The 14,641-nt window shown below is 66.7% G+C and carries 15 protein-coding genes; 7 read left to right on the forward strand and 8 right to left on the reverse strand.

The window, feature by feature from the left end; translation table 11 throughout:
• Positions 1-42 precede the first annotated feature (42 nt).
• The 3 genes from KBZ33_RS12460 to KBZ33_RS12470 form a co-directional block, all read right to left on the reverse strand.
• Positions 43-498, reverse strand: coding sequence for a hypothetical protein (locus KBZ33_RS12460; RefSeq protein WP_254954101.1), 456 nt, complete (start codon positions 496-498; stop codon positions 43-45).
• A 6-nt stretch (positions 499-504) separates the two neighbouring features.
• Positions 505-789 (reverse strand): galactose oxidase, encoded by a 285-nt coding sequence (locus KBZ33_RS12465; RefSeq protein WP_254954100.1) that lies wholly within the window; start codon positions 787-789, stop codon positions 505-507.
• Between the two features lie 970 nt (positions 790-1,759).
• Positions 1,760-3,460: a potassium/proton antiporter gene (locus KBZ33_RS12470; RefSeq protein ID WP_254954099.1), complete on the reverse strand. Its 1,701-nt coding sequence runs from the start codon at positions 3,458-3,460 to the stop codon at positions 1,760-1,762.
• A 137-nt stretch (positions 3,461-3,597) separates the two neighbouring features.
• Here KBZ33_RS12470 and KBZ33_RS12475 point away from each other — a divergent pair, with 137 nt between their 5' ends.
• Positions 3,598-5,271 carry a cation:proton antiporter gene (locus tag KBZ33_RS12475; protein WP_254954098.1) on the forward strand — a complete coding sequence of 558 codons (1,674 nt, stop codon included), beginning with the start codon at positions 3,598-3,600 and terminating at the stop codon, positions 5,269-5,271.
• 64 nt (positions 5,272-5,335) lie between these two features.
• Here the strand turns inward: KBZ33_RS12475 and KBZ33_RS12480 are convergent, their stop codons facing one another.
• From KBZ33_RS12480 to KBZ33_RS12500, 5 genes are all read right to left on the reverse strand, one after another.
• The gene (locus KBZ33_RS12480; RefSeq protein ID WP_254954097.1) at positions 5,336-6,166 is read right to left on the reverse strand and encodes an RAD52 family DNA repair protein; all 831 of its coding nucleotides are present in this window, start codon (positions 6,164-6,166) and stop codon (positions 5,336-5,338) included.
• Positions 6,167-6,226: 60 nt separating this feature from the next.
• Positions 6,227-6,466: a hypothetical protein gene (locus KBZ33_RS12485; protein WP_255011785.1), complete on the reverse strand. Its 240-nt coding sequence runs from the start codon at positions 6,464-6,466 to the stop codon at positions 6,227-6,229.
• A 108-nt stretch (positions 6,467-6,574) separates the two neighbouring features.
• Positions 6,575-7,195 carry a siphovirus Gp157 family protein gene (locus KBZ33_RS12490; protein ID WP_254954095.1) on the reverse strand — a complete coding sequence of 207 codons (621 nt, stop codon included), beginning with the start codon at positions 7,193-7,195 and terminating at the stop codon, positions 6,575-6,577.
• Positions 7,196-7,246: 51 nt separating this feature from the next.
• Entirely contained in the window at positions 7,247-7,768 is a 522-nt protein-coding gene (locus KBZ33_RS12495; protein WP_254954094.1) for an SLOG family protein, read from the reverse strand.
• A gap of 788 nt (positions 7,769-8,556) precedes the next feature.
• Complete coding sequence (locus KBZ33_RS12500; RefSeq protein WP_254954140.1) at positions 8,557-10,731, reverse strand: glycogen-debranching protein; 2,175 nt, start codon at positions 10,729-10,731, stop codon at positions 8,557-8,559.
• 71 nt (positions 10,732-10,802) lie between these two features.
• Between KBZ33_RS12500 and KBZ33_RS12505 the strand changes: the two genes are divergently transcribed.
• The 6 genes from KBZ33_RS12505 (at position 10,803) to KBZ33_RS12530 (ending at position 14,627) form a co-directional block, all read left to right on the forward strand.
• Positions 10,803-11,561 carry an MBL fold metallo-hydrolase gene (locus KBZ33_RS12505; protein WP_254954093.1) on the forward strand — a complete coding sequence of 253 codons (759 nt, stop codon included), beginning with the start codon at positions 10,803-10,805 and terminating at the stop codon, positions 11,559-11,561.
• Positions 11,562-11,708: 147 nt separating this feature from the next.
• Positions 11,709-11,984: an HU family DNA-binding protein gene (locus KBZ33_RS12510; RefSeq protein WP_015110525.1), complete on the forward strand. Its 276-nt coding sequence runs from the start codon at positions 11,709-11,711 to the stop codon at positions 11,982-11,984.
• 23 nt (positions 11,985-12,007) lie between these two features.
• Positions 12,008-13,012 (forward strand): tRNA glutamyl-Q(34) synthetase GluQRS, encoded by a 1,005-nt coding sequence (gene gluQRS / locus KBZ33_RS12515; RefSeq protein WP_254954092.1) that lies wholly within the window; start codon positions 12,008-12,010, stop codon positions 13,010-13,012.
• 508 nt (positions 13,013-13,520) lie between these two features.
• The gene (locus KBZ33_RS12520; RefSeq protein WP_254963322.1) at positions 13,521-13,736 is read left to right on the forward strand and encodes a hypothetical protein; all 216 of its coding nucleotides are present in this window, start codon (positions 13,521-13,523) and stop codon (positions 13,734-13,736) included.
• A 96-nt stretch (positions 13,737-13,832) separates the two neighbouring features.
• Positions 13,833-14,078, forward strand: a complete 246-nt coding sequence (locus tag KBZ33_RS12525; RefSeq protein WP_254954089.1) for a hypothetical protein — start codon at positions 13,833-13,835, stop codon at positions 14,076-14,078.
• 180 nt (positions 14,079-14,258) lie between these two features.
• Positions 14,259-14,627, forward strand: coding sequence for an AbrB family transcriptional regulator (locus tag KBZ33_RS12530; protein WP_254954088.1), 369 nt, complete (start codon positions 14,259-14,261; stop codon positions 14,625-14,627).
• The last annotated feature ends 14 nt before the right edge of the window (positions 14,628-14,641 follow it).

Consider the following 14,641-nt stretch of genomic DNA (forward strand, 5'->3'; position numbering starts at 1 on the left):
CAGGAGAAAGCCGGAGGCAAAGGAGCCTCCGGCACCGGGTGCTCAGAGCACCCGCACCTCGGCCTGAGGCCCGAGCACCCGCTGCTGATTGGCAGCCAGGATCAGGGCCTGCTCACGGGGCACGTAGTGCGGCTCGGCGGAGATGTGCCCCTCGCGATCTAGAAACAGCACCCGCAGCAGCTGGCCGGCGGCATCAAGGAGATGCACCGAAATGATGCGGATCGGGCAGGAGCGGCTGAGGGGAGTGGCGGCCATGGCTGGGCTGGCGAACGACATCGCCGTTGAGCCCCGGCGCCGCCAGCGCCAGGCAAGGGGCGCGCAGCGCAGCGGAGTGCCTCGCGTCAGCCCTTGCGTGGCGCGCAAGCCGGGGCAGGCCGGGTGGCGTGATCGCCAGCCCCATGGCCAGCCCCCATGACCGCCGCCTGCCTGACGCAACTCGTCTGGTGGATCGATGCAGGTCAGCCGGCCCAGCCGGGTTTCGGTGTCCTCGTCGTCCATGGCAGATCAAGCCACGTCCGGAGCCCTGCCCGCCTGGCGGGCCATGTCGTCGGTCCAGCTCTGGCAGCGGCTGGTGAGGTGCTCGCCGTGGGCGATCAAGCCCTGGTGCAGCTGGCAGGTGAGCAGCGGGATGCAGTTCACACTCGCTTGGTGCTGGAACCAGTGGCAAGTCATGCAGACCTTGTGGCTCCGTGCCTGCACCAGCACCTCCTGGTCGAGGAACGGCCACTCCTCAGCAGGGAGATCGATCCGATCGGCTGGCCCTATCGGGCGGGGACGATGAAGCGCCATCAGCGACTCCATAGAAGTACAAGCGTACTAGCAAGGGATCGAGCAATGGAGTCACGCCGCGATCCATCCAGGCTTGAGCGAGGCGCAAGGCGATACGGGCAGCCAGTTCCTCGACTGACACAGGCCTTTGTTGAGAATGAATGAGAACTGTTGCGGCGCAAGGGCTCTCAGTTTCGGGTTTGGCTGGAGGTTATGGCGGTTCTCGGGATGCCCAGCCGCGAAACTCCCGGAGCCAGATCACCAGGGGGCGATCCTACGGCTGACCACCAAATGTGGCAAGTCGTAAAGGCGCTTGACGCTACCGGTGGTGTTGGGCCCCAAAACCCGGTGTTAGACCTTGAAGTCCGCGGGGCCGGCCTTTCGGAACGAGAAAGGCCGGGGGGAGTTGGAGCCCTCTGCTTCTACCCATGCGGGCCCTTGTTCATGACTCTGCAGTCAGCCCATGGCCAGTGATTCCGGGCCTTCCACGCCGCCTGACCAGTCCACGTCCTCCCGCCCCTCGCTCCGCCAGAAGCGATCGAGCGAAGACGCGGCGGACCGCTCTGCATCACCAAGGATGCGGCTCTGGTGCAGCACCAGCCCCCTCGCTTGAAGAGGACAACCAGCGATGGCTGTGCAACCAACCCGAGCTTTTCTCCACGAGGTGGTGACCAGCTCGACCAGTCCCGACGGAACGTTGTACGTCGTGGGGTACGTCTTTGATGCGGACCACGACAGGCATCTGGTCTTTGCGACCAGCTCCAGCTTTGAGGATCCCAGGGTTCTGCCGTTGATGAAGGGCCAGGAGATCAACCTGACTTGTGGGAGTCCATGCCTGGAGGTGTTGCCCCTGAGCCAACAGAGTGAGGAAGTTCAGCATCAAGTGGCTGAGCAACTCGCGGAGCGGTCCTTCCAGCCATTGATCCTCACGGGAAGCTGACCTCATTCAGTGAGATGTCCCTGGGTGACAGTGTTTCGGCGACTGGAAGCTTCAGACCTTCTCCGACCTAAGGGTCACAGCCACATGGTCTGGATCGGTGCCTGGATGCAGGCAGGCAGCGCCGATCGCCAGCTGGCGCTGCGGGGCAGCTTGCGCCAGTAGGAACCCGAGGCTCTGTGCCGCTCGTTCCGGGCTGATTCCATGCGGCACCGGCAACCCGAGGAAGCGATGCAGCTGCTCCACGCTGGTGGCGGAGTGGAAGCTCAGCCGTAGGCCCGGCGGAATCTCGGCGGGCTCTGGATCCGGATCGAACAGGCGATCGATCAGCGGCTCGAGATTCATGCGCATGGCCACAAAGACATGGTCACCCGGCATCAGCACCGTGGTGCCGCGGGGCATCACCACCTCCCGGCCCCGCAGGATCAGCGAGACGACAACGCCATCGGGCAGGGCCAGATCACGCAGCCGCTGGCCGGCCACGTGGGTTCGCGCCTTCACGGTGTAATCGAGGATCTCGCCATCGACCTGGCGCAGGGCGTTGATCTCCACCGACATGGCCGGGGTGGGATCGGCGGGTCGGCCGATCTGCAGCCAGCGGGCCACCAGCGGCAGCGACCAGCCCTGAGTGATCGCTGAGATCAGCACCACGAAGAACACGGCATTGAAGATCTGGCCGCTCTTGGGCACCCCCGCCAGCAGGGGGAAGGTGGCCAGGGTGATCGGCACCGCCCCTTTGAGGCCCACCCAGGAGAGGAAGGTGAGCTCGCGGCGGCGGAACTGGAACGGCAGCGCCGACGCCCACACGGCCAGGGGCCGGGCCACCAGGATCAGCACCAGGGCGATCAGCAGCCCTTCCCAGGCCACCGCCAGCAGGCGACTGGGAAAGCTGAGTAGTCCCAGCATCACAAACAGCACGATCTGCCCCAACCAGGCGGTGGCGTCGTGGAAGGAGAAGATGCCGCGCCGGAACACGATCGAGCTGCTGCCCAGCACGATCCCGGCGATGTAGACGGCCAGGAAGCCGCTGCCGCCCAGCACCGCCGCCAGCCCAAAGGCCACCAGACCAAAGGCGAGGGCCAGCAGTGGATAGAGGCCCGGGTAGTCGAGGTTGATGCGGTTGATTGACCAGGTGGCCAGGCGCCCCGTCAGCAGCCCGGCGAGGGTGCCCACGCCGAACTGGCCCACAAACAGCCACAACAGCGCCTGGGGCGAATCGGTGGTGCCGGTGATCACGCCGATCAGGCCGAGCGTGAGGAAGATCGCCATCGGATCGTTCGATCCGCTCTCCACTTCGAGGGTGGAGGTCAGCCGCTCGGGCAGCTTGAGGCCGCTGCTGCGCAGCACCGAGAACACCGCCGCCGCATCGGTGGAGCCGACGATGCTGCCCACCAGCAGCCCCTGCAGGAGCGGCAGCTTGAGCACCCAGGCGGCCGCCAGGCCCGTGATCAGGGAGGTGATCAGAACACCAATGGTGGAGAGGGCCAGGGCTGGCTTCCACACCTTCTGCACCGAGGTGATCGACGTACGCAGGCCGCCGTCGAACAGGATCAGGGCGAGGGCAACGCTGCCGATGCTGTTGGCCAGGCTGTAGTTCTCAAAAGGAATGCGGCCCAGGCCTTCCGAGCCCGCCAGCATCCCCACCGAGAGGAACAGCACCAGCACGGGCACCCCGAGCCGGGCGGAGAACTTGCTGGAGGCGATGCCGAGCAGCAGGAGCACGCCGGCCAGCAGCATCGCCAGGTTGATCCACATGCGCTCTCCGCCGGCTCAGGCCGTCTGAGGTTGGCTCAGATGCGCGTGAACTGCAGCCAGGCAGCGCATCACTTCCTTGCGTGAAGCCCAACCGATGCTGGGCCCCTCTGAGCATGACCACAGCTTGGGCAGCACCCATGACCTTCAGCACTGTCTTTCACGAGCTGGCCGCCATCCTGGTGATTGCCGGTGTGATCGGGGTCCTGGCCCTGAAGCTGCGCCAGCCGTTGATCATCAGTTACATCGTCACCGGCATCGTGGCCGGTCCGGCGGTGCTGGGCTGGGCTTCCGGGGGCAGTGAGATCAAGCTGCTCTCCAGCATCGGCATCGCCGTGCTGCTGTTTGTGGTGGGCCTCAAGCTCGATGTGGGGCTGATCCGCTCGGTGGGGCCGGTGGCTCTGGCCACCGGTCTGGGGCAGATCGTGTTCACCGCGCTGTTCGGCTTTCTGCTCAGCCTTGGGCTTGGTTTTGCACCCGTGAAGGCGATTTACATCGCCGTGTGCCTCACCTTCTCCAGCACGATCATCATCGTCAAGCTGCTCTCCGATAAACGGGAAATCGATTCACTGCACGGCCGCATCGCCGTGGGATTCCTGGTGGTGCAGGACATCGCCGTGATCCTGGCGATGATCCTGCTTACGTCCTTCAACCCGGAGCAGGGCGGCGGTGGCTTTGTCGCCCAGGCGATCCGGCTGCTGCTCGTGGGCGCAGCGTTTGTGCTGGGCACCGTTGCCACCATGCGCTGGGTGATGCCACCGCTGCTGGGCCGCTTGGCTCAGAACCAGGAACTGCTGGTGCTGTTTGCCGTGGCCTGGGCGGTGGGGCTGGCGGCCCTGGCCGATGGCGTGGGGTTCAGCAAGGAGGTAGGAGCCTTCCTGGGCGGTGTGTCGATCGCCTCTACCGCCTACCGCGAAGCGATCGCCTCACGGCTCACCGGCCTGCGCGATTTTCTGCTGCTGTTCTTCTTCATTGATCTGGGCTCAGGTCTCAACCTCTCAGCAGCAGGGCTGCAACTTGGGCCCGCCATTGTGCTGTCGATCTTTGTGCTGGTGGGCAATCCATTGATCGTCGTGGCGATCATGGGTGTGATGGGCTACCGGCGCCGTACCGGTTTCCTGGCGGGTCTCACAGTGGCGCAGATCTCCGAGTTCTCGCTGATCCTGGCGGCGCTCGGTCTGCGGCTTGGCCAGATCGGCGAGGCGGAAGTGAGCCTCATCACGCTGGTGGGTGTGATCACGATTGCTCTCTCCACCTACATGATCCTGGGATCTGATCGGCTCTATGCCTGGTTGGAAGGACCGCTGCGCGTCTTTCAGCGGGCAACCCCATTCAGCGAACTGAAGGGCAGCATCAGTGGGCCCGCAAAGGTGGATGTCGTTCTGCTGGGTTTAGGCCGCTACGGCAGCGCGATTGTCCGTCAGCTGCGCGCCCACGATCTGTCGATCCTGGGCATCGATTTCGACCCCCAGGCCCTGCGGCTGGCCGCTGCGCAGGGACTACCGGTGCAGTACGGCGATTCGGAGGACCCTGAGTTCACGGCCTCCCTGCCGCTGTCCTCGGCCACCGTGGTGGTGAGCACCCTGCCCTCTCTGGAGAGCAATGCGGCCATCCGCCATGGCTTGGAATCTGCGGGCTTCCGGGGGCAGTTCATCGCCACCGCCCACGACGAGGCCGAGTTGGTGAAGCTGGAATTCATCGGAGCGCAGCGCACCCTGTTGCCGTTTCTCGATGCGGCCGAACGGGCGGCCGAGCTGATCGTGGACGACCTGCGGGAGCTGCAAAGGATGCAACCTGCAACCCTTGTGCCATAGAGCCGGTCTTCTGTCAGCAAGGCCCTTTGGTGTCCTGACGAGCATCCCTATCGGAATTTTTCCCTCAGCGCACCTCCCGGTGCGACACGAGGAAGGCCTCAATCCAGTCGTGGTGACACTTCTGGTTGATCCGATCGGCGATCGTCACCGCCTCGTCGGGCACCTGGAACCGCTTGCGGAAGGCCCGGGTGAGGCTCTCCAGCTGGGGCCGGGGTAGCGCCCGCAGGGTGCTGTGGAGGCGCTGGATCGTTCCGGCATCGAGGGCCACCTGGCCGGGGTCGACCAGGGCCGGGGGATGTGAAGTCGAGGCCGTGGCCTGGGTGCGGCATTGGGCCGGGGATGCAGTGGTGGGGGAGGGAGCGCCAGCCGCCGCCCGGCTCACGGGAGGCTGCTGCCCTCCTGGCCGCTGGGCTCCATCACCCTGGCCCGCTGCGCTGCTGACCTGCCGCTGCGCCTTGTCGTAGAGCGCCAGGCCAAACGGGTTCCCGAAGGTCATCAGCGCCCGCTTCATGGCGTCCGTCTCGGCCTCCTTGAGGGCGGACTCATGGGCCTGGCCCAGGTCCACGTCGATGCCGTGGCCGGCGCCGCTGCCCTCGCGGATCAACTGGGCACCGGTGCCCTCACCGACGGTGATGCGCACGCGGGCGGTGTAGGTAACGCCCCAGCCGGGGCGCTGGTCCCGGCCGATGGTCCGTTCGCTCTGGTTGACGCAGCGGAGGGCGACGGTTTCGCGCTGCCAGCCGTCAAAGCCAAAGATGCGATTGGCCTCGGCGATCACCTGCCAGCCCTCCAGATAGCTGACGGAGCTGCGGCCCTGCTCCCGCTGGCGCACCTTGGCGCGATCGAGGGGGGCGGCGAGGGCAGTGATCTGTTCAGGGGAGAAGGTGCAGGTCATGACGGCGATGGGATGAGGTGAAGGAGGTGAGGCGTGATGGAGGGATGGCAGGTGAGCGGCTCAGCTGGTCGCACCGTGAGGTGCGCTTGGCAGCGCAGCGGCTTCTGGGTTGAGGGGTTCGATCAGCAGCCAGCAGGGCGGCTCGCTGCAGTGGATGTGTTGGAGCGAGGGCCTACGGCTGCCCTTGCGGGTGATCGGCACCACCCAGCTGCACAGGCGGGTTGACCAGATGTGGCCCCTGGGCCGTGGGCTGGTGGGGCTGGTGTTGCTGGTGGCGCTGGCGTAGCGGGATAAATCCATGGCTTCTCGTGATGGGTAATGGGTACCAGTGATGGCTCTGATGGGGAACACATGGGCCCGCTCCTGCAGCAGACCCACGTGAAAGGGGGGTTCTGCCCCCCTGGCCCTTCAGGTGATGCGCCAGCTGCGGCGGGAGAGGAGCTGGGCGCCGGTGATCTGGCGGCCGGCCTTGAGGGCTTCCTTGATGGCGGCCTTATCCGGCTGGCTGGTGGTTTTGACCGTGAGCCACGCCGGATCGAGGGCCTGCTCGTCGGCGATTACGACGGCCGAGGACTTGCGGCTGCTGAGCTCGTGATTCGGGAACGAGAAGCGGGTGGCCGCCGGCTGCAGGCGGGTGAGGACCAGCACCAGCGATTCCTCCAGGGCATCGGCCCGACTGCCATCGGAACGCGACAGCTCCGTGAGCCGCTTGGCCTGCTGCTGGCGGTAAGCGGCCTGGCCGCGCAGGTGCTCGATCACCCAGCAGGTGGCATCGGCCTTGGCCGCCAGGGCGGCCTTGTTGCCCTCCTCGGCCAGCAGGGCGGCCTCCAGCTCGGCGAGGGCCTGGGCTCGGGCATCTTCGTCGTCGGCTTCCAGCTGCTGGGCCAGCTGGCCGATGGCGGTGGTGAGCTCCTGGGCCTCGATGCCCAGCTGCCACAAGGAGCCGGTGCGCTGCAGGGAGCAGGACGGCCCGGCGGCCTGGGGGAGAGCAGAGGAGAGAGGAGCAGCGGGGGCAGTAAGAACGGCCATGGGGTGGTGAATGGGGATTAGGGACAAGAAGAACGGGGCGGCGATTGCCGCTCAAGCGGCGAGGGGCTCGGGCGAGAACGGCGGCGGCACTTCCATCACCACCACCGGCACCGGCGAACGGAAGGAGCAGCGGCGGGCCTGCTGAACCAGCGAGGCCGTGCCCGGCCCACCGGGGAAGGCAATCACCAGCACCGAGACGCTGAAGGCTGGGGAGGTGTGGGCCTGGGCTTCCACCAGGGCCTGCTCAAGCAGAAGGCGATTGCGGATGGGGCCAGCACTGCGGCCATAGCGGCGCCAATCAGCGGCGAGGGACTGAACCCGCCAGCCGAGCTGATGGGCCGCACGACCGATGGCGCGATCAGCGCCACGGGCCCCGCCATGAAGCAGCAGATGGACAGGCCGGCCACCGCTGCGCTGGAGCAGGGCGGAGGCGATGCGCTCCTGAGGCCAGACGAGATCACGGCCACCGGCGGCGACGATGACGACCGAGCGATGCGCCAGCACCGGCGGCGGCAGGAGACCAGGGAGAGGCAATGCAGCGGCCTGGGCCACTGCAGCAGAGGACAAGCTCATGAGCTACAGAGCAAACGAACGGGGCAAGTTGTCCGAGAATTTCGTTGCCGCAGGCGATGGGCTCGTGGCCTTTGGCGCAGCCCTTATTCTACCAGTACAAACGCACTAAGTAGCGAGCAAAGTGGCTGCGGGGCAATGGATCTACGCAAAACAAAGCCATGTGCGAGCGGCCTGAAAGCTGATAAGCAAGACCGCCAGATTCAGCACTGAATGCCCAGCTGGCCGCGCAGTCGCGCGAGGAAACTTGGAGCATTCCCCTGCCCCATTGATGCGGGCGAATGCCCGGCCACCGCAGCCGCGGGAGAGCGGCCCTGCCCGCCACCCCCACACCGGCCCCGGAGCGGAGGGCGGCGGCGGCTGGCCGATGCAGGCCACGGCGTAGCCGTGGCACGCTGAAGGACGGCCGTCGCCGACCGGAGCCTTTCGGTGTCTGCAGAGCTTTACGGCATGGCCGTCTTCATGGCCGAGCCCGGTGGAGCAGAACAACCAGAGCGGTTCGGTGCCCCCGGTGCCGCGCGTGGACGCGGGGGACTTCTGCTCGAACCTTGAATTCGCCTGCGCCTAATTCAAGAAAGCTCCCCTTCCCTTGAACAAGACGCCTGCTGGTCAGCGGGGGGTCTCGCACGTCCCACGCCGGTCTCGGTCGCAATTTGTTTGATGGGCCAGCTCCGAGGCCTTCCTGGCCGTTAGGCAGCTTTCAGGGGCAAAACATCTCACCAAACATCTCACATAGGGCTTTTCTGCTGTTGAGAAGCCAGCTCTAGCAATGAGACTGGGCGATTTATAGCTCAGCCTTCCAAGCTGATGATGCGGGTTCGATTCCCGCCGCCCGCTTTCTTCTTTGCCGCAGCGGCCTTGGCCACGGAGCTCCTGGCCCTGGGCGTGGCGCCCGCGAGCGTCTCCTCGAGCAGGGGCGTCGCCACGAGCAGCATCAGGCTGCGGCTCTCCAGGGGCGCGGTCGCCGGCAGCCAGGGTTCGGGGGTCGCCGGCAAGTCGTGGTCGCCGGGGATGGCCGTGTCGATGACCCGCCGCCAGCCGGCCGGTTGGGGAGGCAGAGCGAACTGCATCGGCTGGTAGTAGGCGTTCATCCCACACCAGATCAAGGGGCCGATGTTGACGTCGTGGAGGCTCCAGGCCAGGCAGTGGGACCAGCTGGCCCAGTCCGGCTTGCCCAGTTCGAGCCCGTGCCATTCCCGCCAGAGGGGCAGGCTTCCAGCTCCCCTGACCTGCCCGCTGGGGGTGGGGGGCAGCTCCTGGTTGAGCAGGGGGGCCAGCCGCTGACGCAGTTGGATCAGGCGCCTCAGGAAGCGGCGCAGGGCCAGGTCCCCCTCGTCCGGCTGCCAGTGCATCCAGCCCAGGGGGTTGTTCTGACACCAGGTGTTGTTGTTCCCCCCCTGGCTGCGGCGCACCTCATCCCCCATCAGCAGCATGGGCACCCCGGGAGCCAGCAGCAGGGAGGCCAGCAGGTTGCGCAGCTGCCGGTCGCGCAGGGATTGCACCTCCGGGTCGGTGCTGGGACCCTCGATGCCGTGGTTCCAGCTGTTGTTGTGGTTGTCCCCGTCACGGTCGTTCTCGCCGTTGGCCAGGTTGTGCTTGCGGTCGAAGCTCACCAGATCCGCCAGCGTGAAGCCGTCGTGGGCGGTGAGGAAATTGATCGTGCCCCCCACCGGGGATGGCTGACCGTTGAACAGGTCCGGGTTGCCGGACAGCCGCTGACTCAGGGTCCAGGTGCTGCGGTCGTCCCCCTTCCAGAAGCGGCGCACATCGTCGCGGAAGCGGCCGTTCCAACTGGCCACCCGCCGGGCGGGGAAGTCGGCCAGCCGGTAGAGGCCGCCGCAGTCCCAGGGCTCACTGACCACCTTCAGATCGCTCAGATCAGGATCCGCCTCCATCTCTTCGAACAGGGGGGGTGCATCAAGGGGAGCCAGCCCCTCGCCTCTGGTCAGGGCGATGCCCAGGTCGAAACGGAAGCCGTCGATGCCCAGCTCCGTGCTCCAGCACCTCAGGGACTCCAGGATCAGGCGCCGCACCAGGGGGCGGTTGGCGGCGATCGTGTTGCCGCAGCCGCTGACATCGAGGTAGTCGCCCCTGGCGCTTTGGTGGTAATAGAGAGCGTCGCCGAACCCCCGCCAGCTCAGGGTGGGGCCCTGCTGGTTGCCTTCGCTGGTGTGGTTGTAGACCACATCCAGAATCACCTCCAGGCCGGCCTGATGGCAGGCGGTCACCAGTTGGCGCACCTCCTGCCGGCCCTGCAGCGGATCGCTGTCGACCAGGTAGGTCGGGTGGGGAGCCATCCAGCTGACGGGGCTGTAACCCCAGTGGTTGAAGCGTCCGTTGGGGGCGTCCTGGGGATCGAAGGCCATCACCGGCAACAGCTCGATGGCCGTCACCCCCATCTCCTGCAAGTAGGGCAGGGTGTCGATCAGCCCCAGGAGGGTTCCCTGCCGTTCCGCCGGCACCGGGCAGCCGTTGCCGCGGGTGAAGCCGCCCACGTGCAGTTCATAGATGACGCTCTTCTGCCAGGAATGGCGCGGCCGGGGGGCGGCGTCGAAGTCAAACTTGTCCCGTTCGGTGACCACCCCCTTGAGGCAGGCGGAGGCGTTGGGGACGGCGCCGACGGCGGCGCCCCGCTGGTAGCCGTCCCAGCCGGTGATCGCCCTGGCGCAGGGGTCGAGCAGCACCTTGGAGGGATTGAAGCCGTGGCTGCCAGGCTGGATCGGGCCAAAGACGCGGTAGCCGTAACAGCAGCCCAGGCCCAGGCCCTCCACCTCCACATGCCAGTGCTCGCCTGAGCGGTGGCCGGGGTCGAGTTCAATCACCTCCAGGGGCTCCCGTGCCTCACCATCGGCAAAGATCAGCAGCTCGATGCGCGTGGCCAGGGGGGCCACCACAGAGAAATTGACGCCCCGGCGCGTGACGGAGGCCCCCAGTGGCCAGGGATGTCCGATCCGGGTCGCCGACAAATCACTGGCCTGGGTTTGTTCCAAGGGTAGGTCGGGCTTCCGGAAGCTGCCGCCGGGGGTTCAATGGGGCCATGGCCAGTGCTGAAGCTTCCCTGCTGCCGCCCGAGGAGGGCCGACCGCCCCAGCGGGTGCGGCCGGGGTTGTGGCTGTTCGCCCCCAGCCGGGAGAGCCAGGGGGGCAGTGCCTGGCTGCTCGAGGCGTCCAGTGCCGATCTGCTCATCGACTGCCCCGCCTTCACCCGGGCCAACCTGCAGTTCCTGGCCGACCGCCCGCGCCAGCCGCAGGGCGCGGGCGGGGAGGCCCGGGCCTGGATCCTGCTCACCGGCCGCGGCGGCCATGGCCGCTGCCGCCGCCTGCAGCAGGCCCTGGGATGGCCGGTTGTGGTGCAGGAGCAGGAGGCCTACCTCCTGCCCGGTGTGGATCCGCTGCATACCTTCACCAGCGAGCACCGGCTCGGCCCGGACGTGCGTTTGCTCTGGACCCCCGGACCCTCCCCCGGGGCCTGTGTCGTGCATGTCTCCCCGCTGGGCGGCGTCGGCCCGGACGGGCTGTTCTGCGGCCGACTGCTGGTGCCGCTGGCGCCGGGCCGCGTGGCCCCCCTGCGCCAGGGGGGCACTTTTCACTGGGGACGCCAGCTCCGGAGCCTGGAACGCCTGCGCCAGTGGCTGCCGGCCGGGTCCCCCGACTGGATCGCCAGCGGCGCCGGACTGGGGGCCCTGAGGGGGGCGAAGTTGGTGGAGCAGGGTGCCTCCCAGCTATGGGACCTGGATCTGGAGGCCCTGGCTCTTCAGCCCCCCGGCGGGCCCATGGCCCCCAAACCGCTGTCATGAGTGGACTTTTCTGGTTGCGGCCCCGCCGCAAGACCCATACGATTGGCGCGCTGAGCGCATCGGGCGGTCGGGGACTTCCGATTCGCCTCCAACACTCGACGTCCCGAACCCCGCCATCGCCACTTATCCGGAGGCTTCTCCAGAACAATGAACAAAGCTGATCTCGTCAACATCGTGGCTGCCCGCACGGAGCTCACCAAGACCGACGTCTCCCTCGTGGTGGATGCCGCCATCGAAACCATCGTTGATTCGGTGGTCGAAGGGAAGAAGGTGTCCATCCTCGGTTTCGGTTCCTTTGAGCCCCGGGAGCGTTCCGCCCGCCAGGGTCTGAATCCCAAAACCGGCGAGAAGATCAAGATTCCCGCCAAGCGCGTGCCCGCCTTCACCGCCGGCAAGCTGTTCAAGGACAAGGTTCAGGGCTGATCTGCTCCAGCGTTCGTTTGGCCATGGCAGCGGTCGCCGGGGCTTCGACCCCGGCGCTGCGGGTCCCCCTCCATCTCCAAGTCAAGATCGAGGCGGGTCTGCGACGGCGGCAACAGGGGTACAGAACCCGCTTCGCCCCCTCCCCCACCGGCCCTCTGCATCGGGGCAACCTCCGCACCGCGCTCCTCAGCTGGCTTGAAGCCCGGCTCAGGGGCGGGGAGTGGTTGCTGCGTATCGACGATCTCGATGGCCCCCGTAACCGGCCGGGTGCCGAGGCCGCGATCGTCGCCGACCTGCGCTGGCTCGGCCTCGACTGGGACGGTCCGGTGCTGCGTCAGAGCGACCATCGCGGTCTCTACGCCACGGTCCTCTCGGCCCTGCGCCAGGCCGACTGTCTCTACCCCTGCCGCTGCAGCCGGCGACTTCTGGCCGACGTTTCGGCGCCCCACGGGGCCCTGGCTGTCTACCCGGGCTATTGCCGGGATCGGCCGCCCTTATGGGGGCAGCAGTCCGGTCGTCTGCCGAGCTGGCGCCTGCGCCTCGAGCCCGGTGTCCTCCTCTGGGAGGAGCGCGGCGGTCCCTGCGGCCGCCAGGACGGCCCCACCGCCGTGGGGGATGTGGTGGTGCGGCGGGCTGATGGCGTGGTGGCCTACCACCTGGCCACCGCCGTCGACGAGCTGCTGATGGGCATCAGCGAGGTCGTGCGCGGGGACGATCTCTGGGCCTCCACCGGGGCCCAGGTCGCGGTGATGGCCGCCCTCGGTGCTCCGCCGCCGGTCTATGTCCATGTGCCTCTCTGGCGGGACGCCAGGGGCGAGCGACTGAGCAAACGTGAGGGGGCCGAGGGGCTGGCCGGTCTGCGTAGCCGCGGCCTTGACGCCCCAGCGGTGATCGGCTGCCTGGCGGCCAGCCTGGGACTGGTGCCAGCGGGCAGTCGTCTCAGTGCCAGTGAGCTGGCGGCCGGCCTGTCCCCGGAAACCCTGGCCGCCTGCGTGCACCCGGAGCGGGACAAGGGGGGAAAGGCTTAAGGAAGGTTTCGGGATTCAAGGGGTCTTGGTCGGCCACAGTGAGGAGATCAGAACAATCCCTCGCCACCCGGCCATGTCCCTCCAGGTTCCCTCCGCCGATTCGAGGAGCCATCCCCAGGCCCCGTGCCGATGTCCCCAGTGCGGCGGCAGCGGCCTGCTGAGGATTGACGATCAGCGTTATCGCACCTGTCTGGATTGCCTGGGCCAAGGGCACTCCCGGGCGATGGGCGGTGACGGACTGTTCTTCCGGATCGTCAGCGCTGCGTCCGCTTCCGCCGCCAGATGAAGAAGGCAGTGGTGGCCACCACCGCCGCCAGGGGCGCCGCCGTGAGCAGCAGCAGGATCACGGCGGTCCAGTCGGTGTACATGGGTGCGTGTGTTGAAGCGGTGCCATCATCCCAGTAGAGGCTCCCCGACGATGGCGAACAAACAGCACCCCCGACAGGCATCTGCGCTGTCCCCAACACTTCGAGCCATCTCGCTGGTCAGTGGATTGCTGCTGTCTCAGATGGGGGGGGCTGGACAAGCCCTGGCGAACGTGCAGTTCGAGAATTGCGTCACTGGCGCCGATGGCTCCATCACCTGCGACACGGTGCCCACCGGCAACACCCTGATGAACGATGTCGACGCCCGCTATGGACTGCTCCAGAACGCGAGTCCCGGCTGGAATGAATTCGAGCCTTACCAGGGCTACGACGACGATTTCGGCGGTAATGAGACGTGATCACCTGGTGTCGGCAGGTTGCAACGACATGTGGCGCCGGCTCGCGAGAGGTCGGTTCACTGGAGTAGCTCAGAGAAGCCACCCACAGGGGTTGTGATGCATTTCTGGGCACCCGATATAGATCCAGCCCATCCCCTGGAGTGCACCCAGGCCGAGCGCTATGTGCTGCAGCGCCTCTCCGACGGCTCCTACGTCTCCATCCGTCCCGACGACCAGGGCCTGGGGGACGTCAGCGATCCGGCGAGGGCCTATCTGTTCCACACCCATGAGGCGGCTCTGCGCGCTGCCGGCGAACTGAATCGCCTCGGGAGCGACGGTTTCGACGTCGTCAAGGTGGAGTAGCCCTTTGTGCTGTGTCGCGGCCCTGCCTGGGGGCCGGGCCCTAGCCCTGCTAGGCCCCGCCTTGAACAGATCAGATGGTCCAGGGGCGAGTTCCGACCCTGGCGAGTATCGGCAGTTCGCCTAATGACGACAAGCCGATAAACCTTTATAGTTCGTCTTGTAAGGTCTTTTTTGTTCCCCATGCTCACCGGATCTGATCTCCTGGCCAAGGTCAAGGAGTTGGGCGATGTCTCGAAATCCGATCTGGTGCGTGGTTGCGGCTACGTCAGCACCAAGAAGGATGGGGCTGAACGTCTGAATTTCACGGCTTTTTATGAGGCCCTGCTGGAAGCCAAGGGCGTCAGCCTCGGTGAAGGTGGTGGCAAGGGTGCGTCCAAAGGTGGTCGCAAGCTCAGCTACGTGGCCACCGTCCAGGGCAACGGCAATCTTCTGGTGGGCAAGGCCTACACCGCCATGCTGGATCTCAGGCCCGGCGATGAATTCGAGATCAAGCTGGGCCGCAAGCAGATCCGCCTGATTCCCGCCGGATTCTCCGAAGACGACGAGTGATCGGAGAGTCGCTC

This window comes from Cyanobium sp. Cruz-8D1 (genome assembly GCF_024345975.1).
In the GTDB taxonomy this organism is placed as follows: Bacteria; Cyanobacteriota; Cyanobacteriia; order PCC-6307; family Cyanobiaceae; genus Cyanobium.

Bases quoted from the DNA above. Each gene is read 5' to 3' on its own strand.
- KBZ33_RS12460 (WP_254954101.1), bottom strand. From the start codon at position 498: ATGGACGACGAGGACACCGAAACCCGGCTGGGCCGGCTGACCTGCATC.
- KBZ33_RS12465 (WP_254954100.1), bottom strand. From the start codon at position 789: ATGGCGCTTCATCGTCCCCGCCCGATAGGGCCAGCCGATCGGATCGAT.
- KBZ33_RS12470 (WP_254954099.1), bottom strand. From the start codon at position 3,460: ATGTGGATCAACCTGGCGATGCTGCTGGCCGGCGTGCTCCTGCTGCTC.
- KBZ33_RS12475 (WP_254954098.1), top strand. From the start codon at position 3,598: ATGACCTTCAGCACTGTCTTTCACGAGCTGGCCGCCATCCTGGTGATT.
- KBZ33_RS12480 (WP_254954097.1), bottom strand. From the start codon at position 6,166: ATGACCTGCACCTTCTCCCCTGAACAGATCACTGCCCTCGCCGCCCCC.
- KBZ33_RS12485 (WP_255011785.1), bottom strand. From the start codon at position 6,466: ATGGATTTATCCCGCTACGCCAGCGCCACCAGCAACACCAGCCCCACC.
- KBZ33_RS12490 (WP_254954095.1), bottom strand. From the start codon at position 7,195: ATGGCCGTTCTTACTGCCCCCGCTGCTCCTCTCTCCTCTGCTCTCCCC.
- KBZ33_RS12495 (WP_254954094.1), bottom strand. From the start codon at position 7,768: ATGAGCTTGTCCTCTGCTGCAGTGGCCCAGGCCGCTGCATTGCCTCTC.
- KBZ33_RS12505 (WP_254954093.1), top strand. From the start codon at position 10,803: ATGGCCAGTGCTGAAGCTTCCCTGCTGCCGCCCGAGGAGGGCCGACCG.
- KBZ33_RS12510 (WP_015110525.1), top strand. From the start codon at position 11,709: ATGAACAAAGCTGATCTCGTCAACATCGTGGCTGCCCGCACGGAGCTC.
- gluQRS (WP_254954092.1), top strand. From the start codon at position 12,008: ATGGCAGCGGTCGCCGGGGCTTCGACCCCGGCGCTGCGGGTCCCCCTC.
- KBZ33_RS12520 (WP_254963322.1), top strand. From the start codon at position 13,521: ATGGGGGGGGCTGGACAAGCCCTGGCGAACGTGCAGTTCGAGAATTGC.
- KBZ33_RS12525 (WP_254954089.1), top strand. From the start codon at position 13,833: ATGCATTTCTGGGCACCCGATATAGATCCAGCCCATCCCCTGGAGTGC.
- KBZ33_RS12530 (WP_254954088.1), top strand. From the start codon at position 14,259: ATGCTCACCGGATCTGATCTCCTGGCCAAGGTCAAGGAGTTGGGCGAT.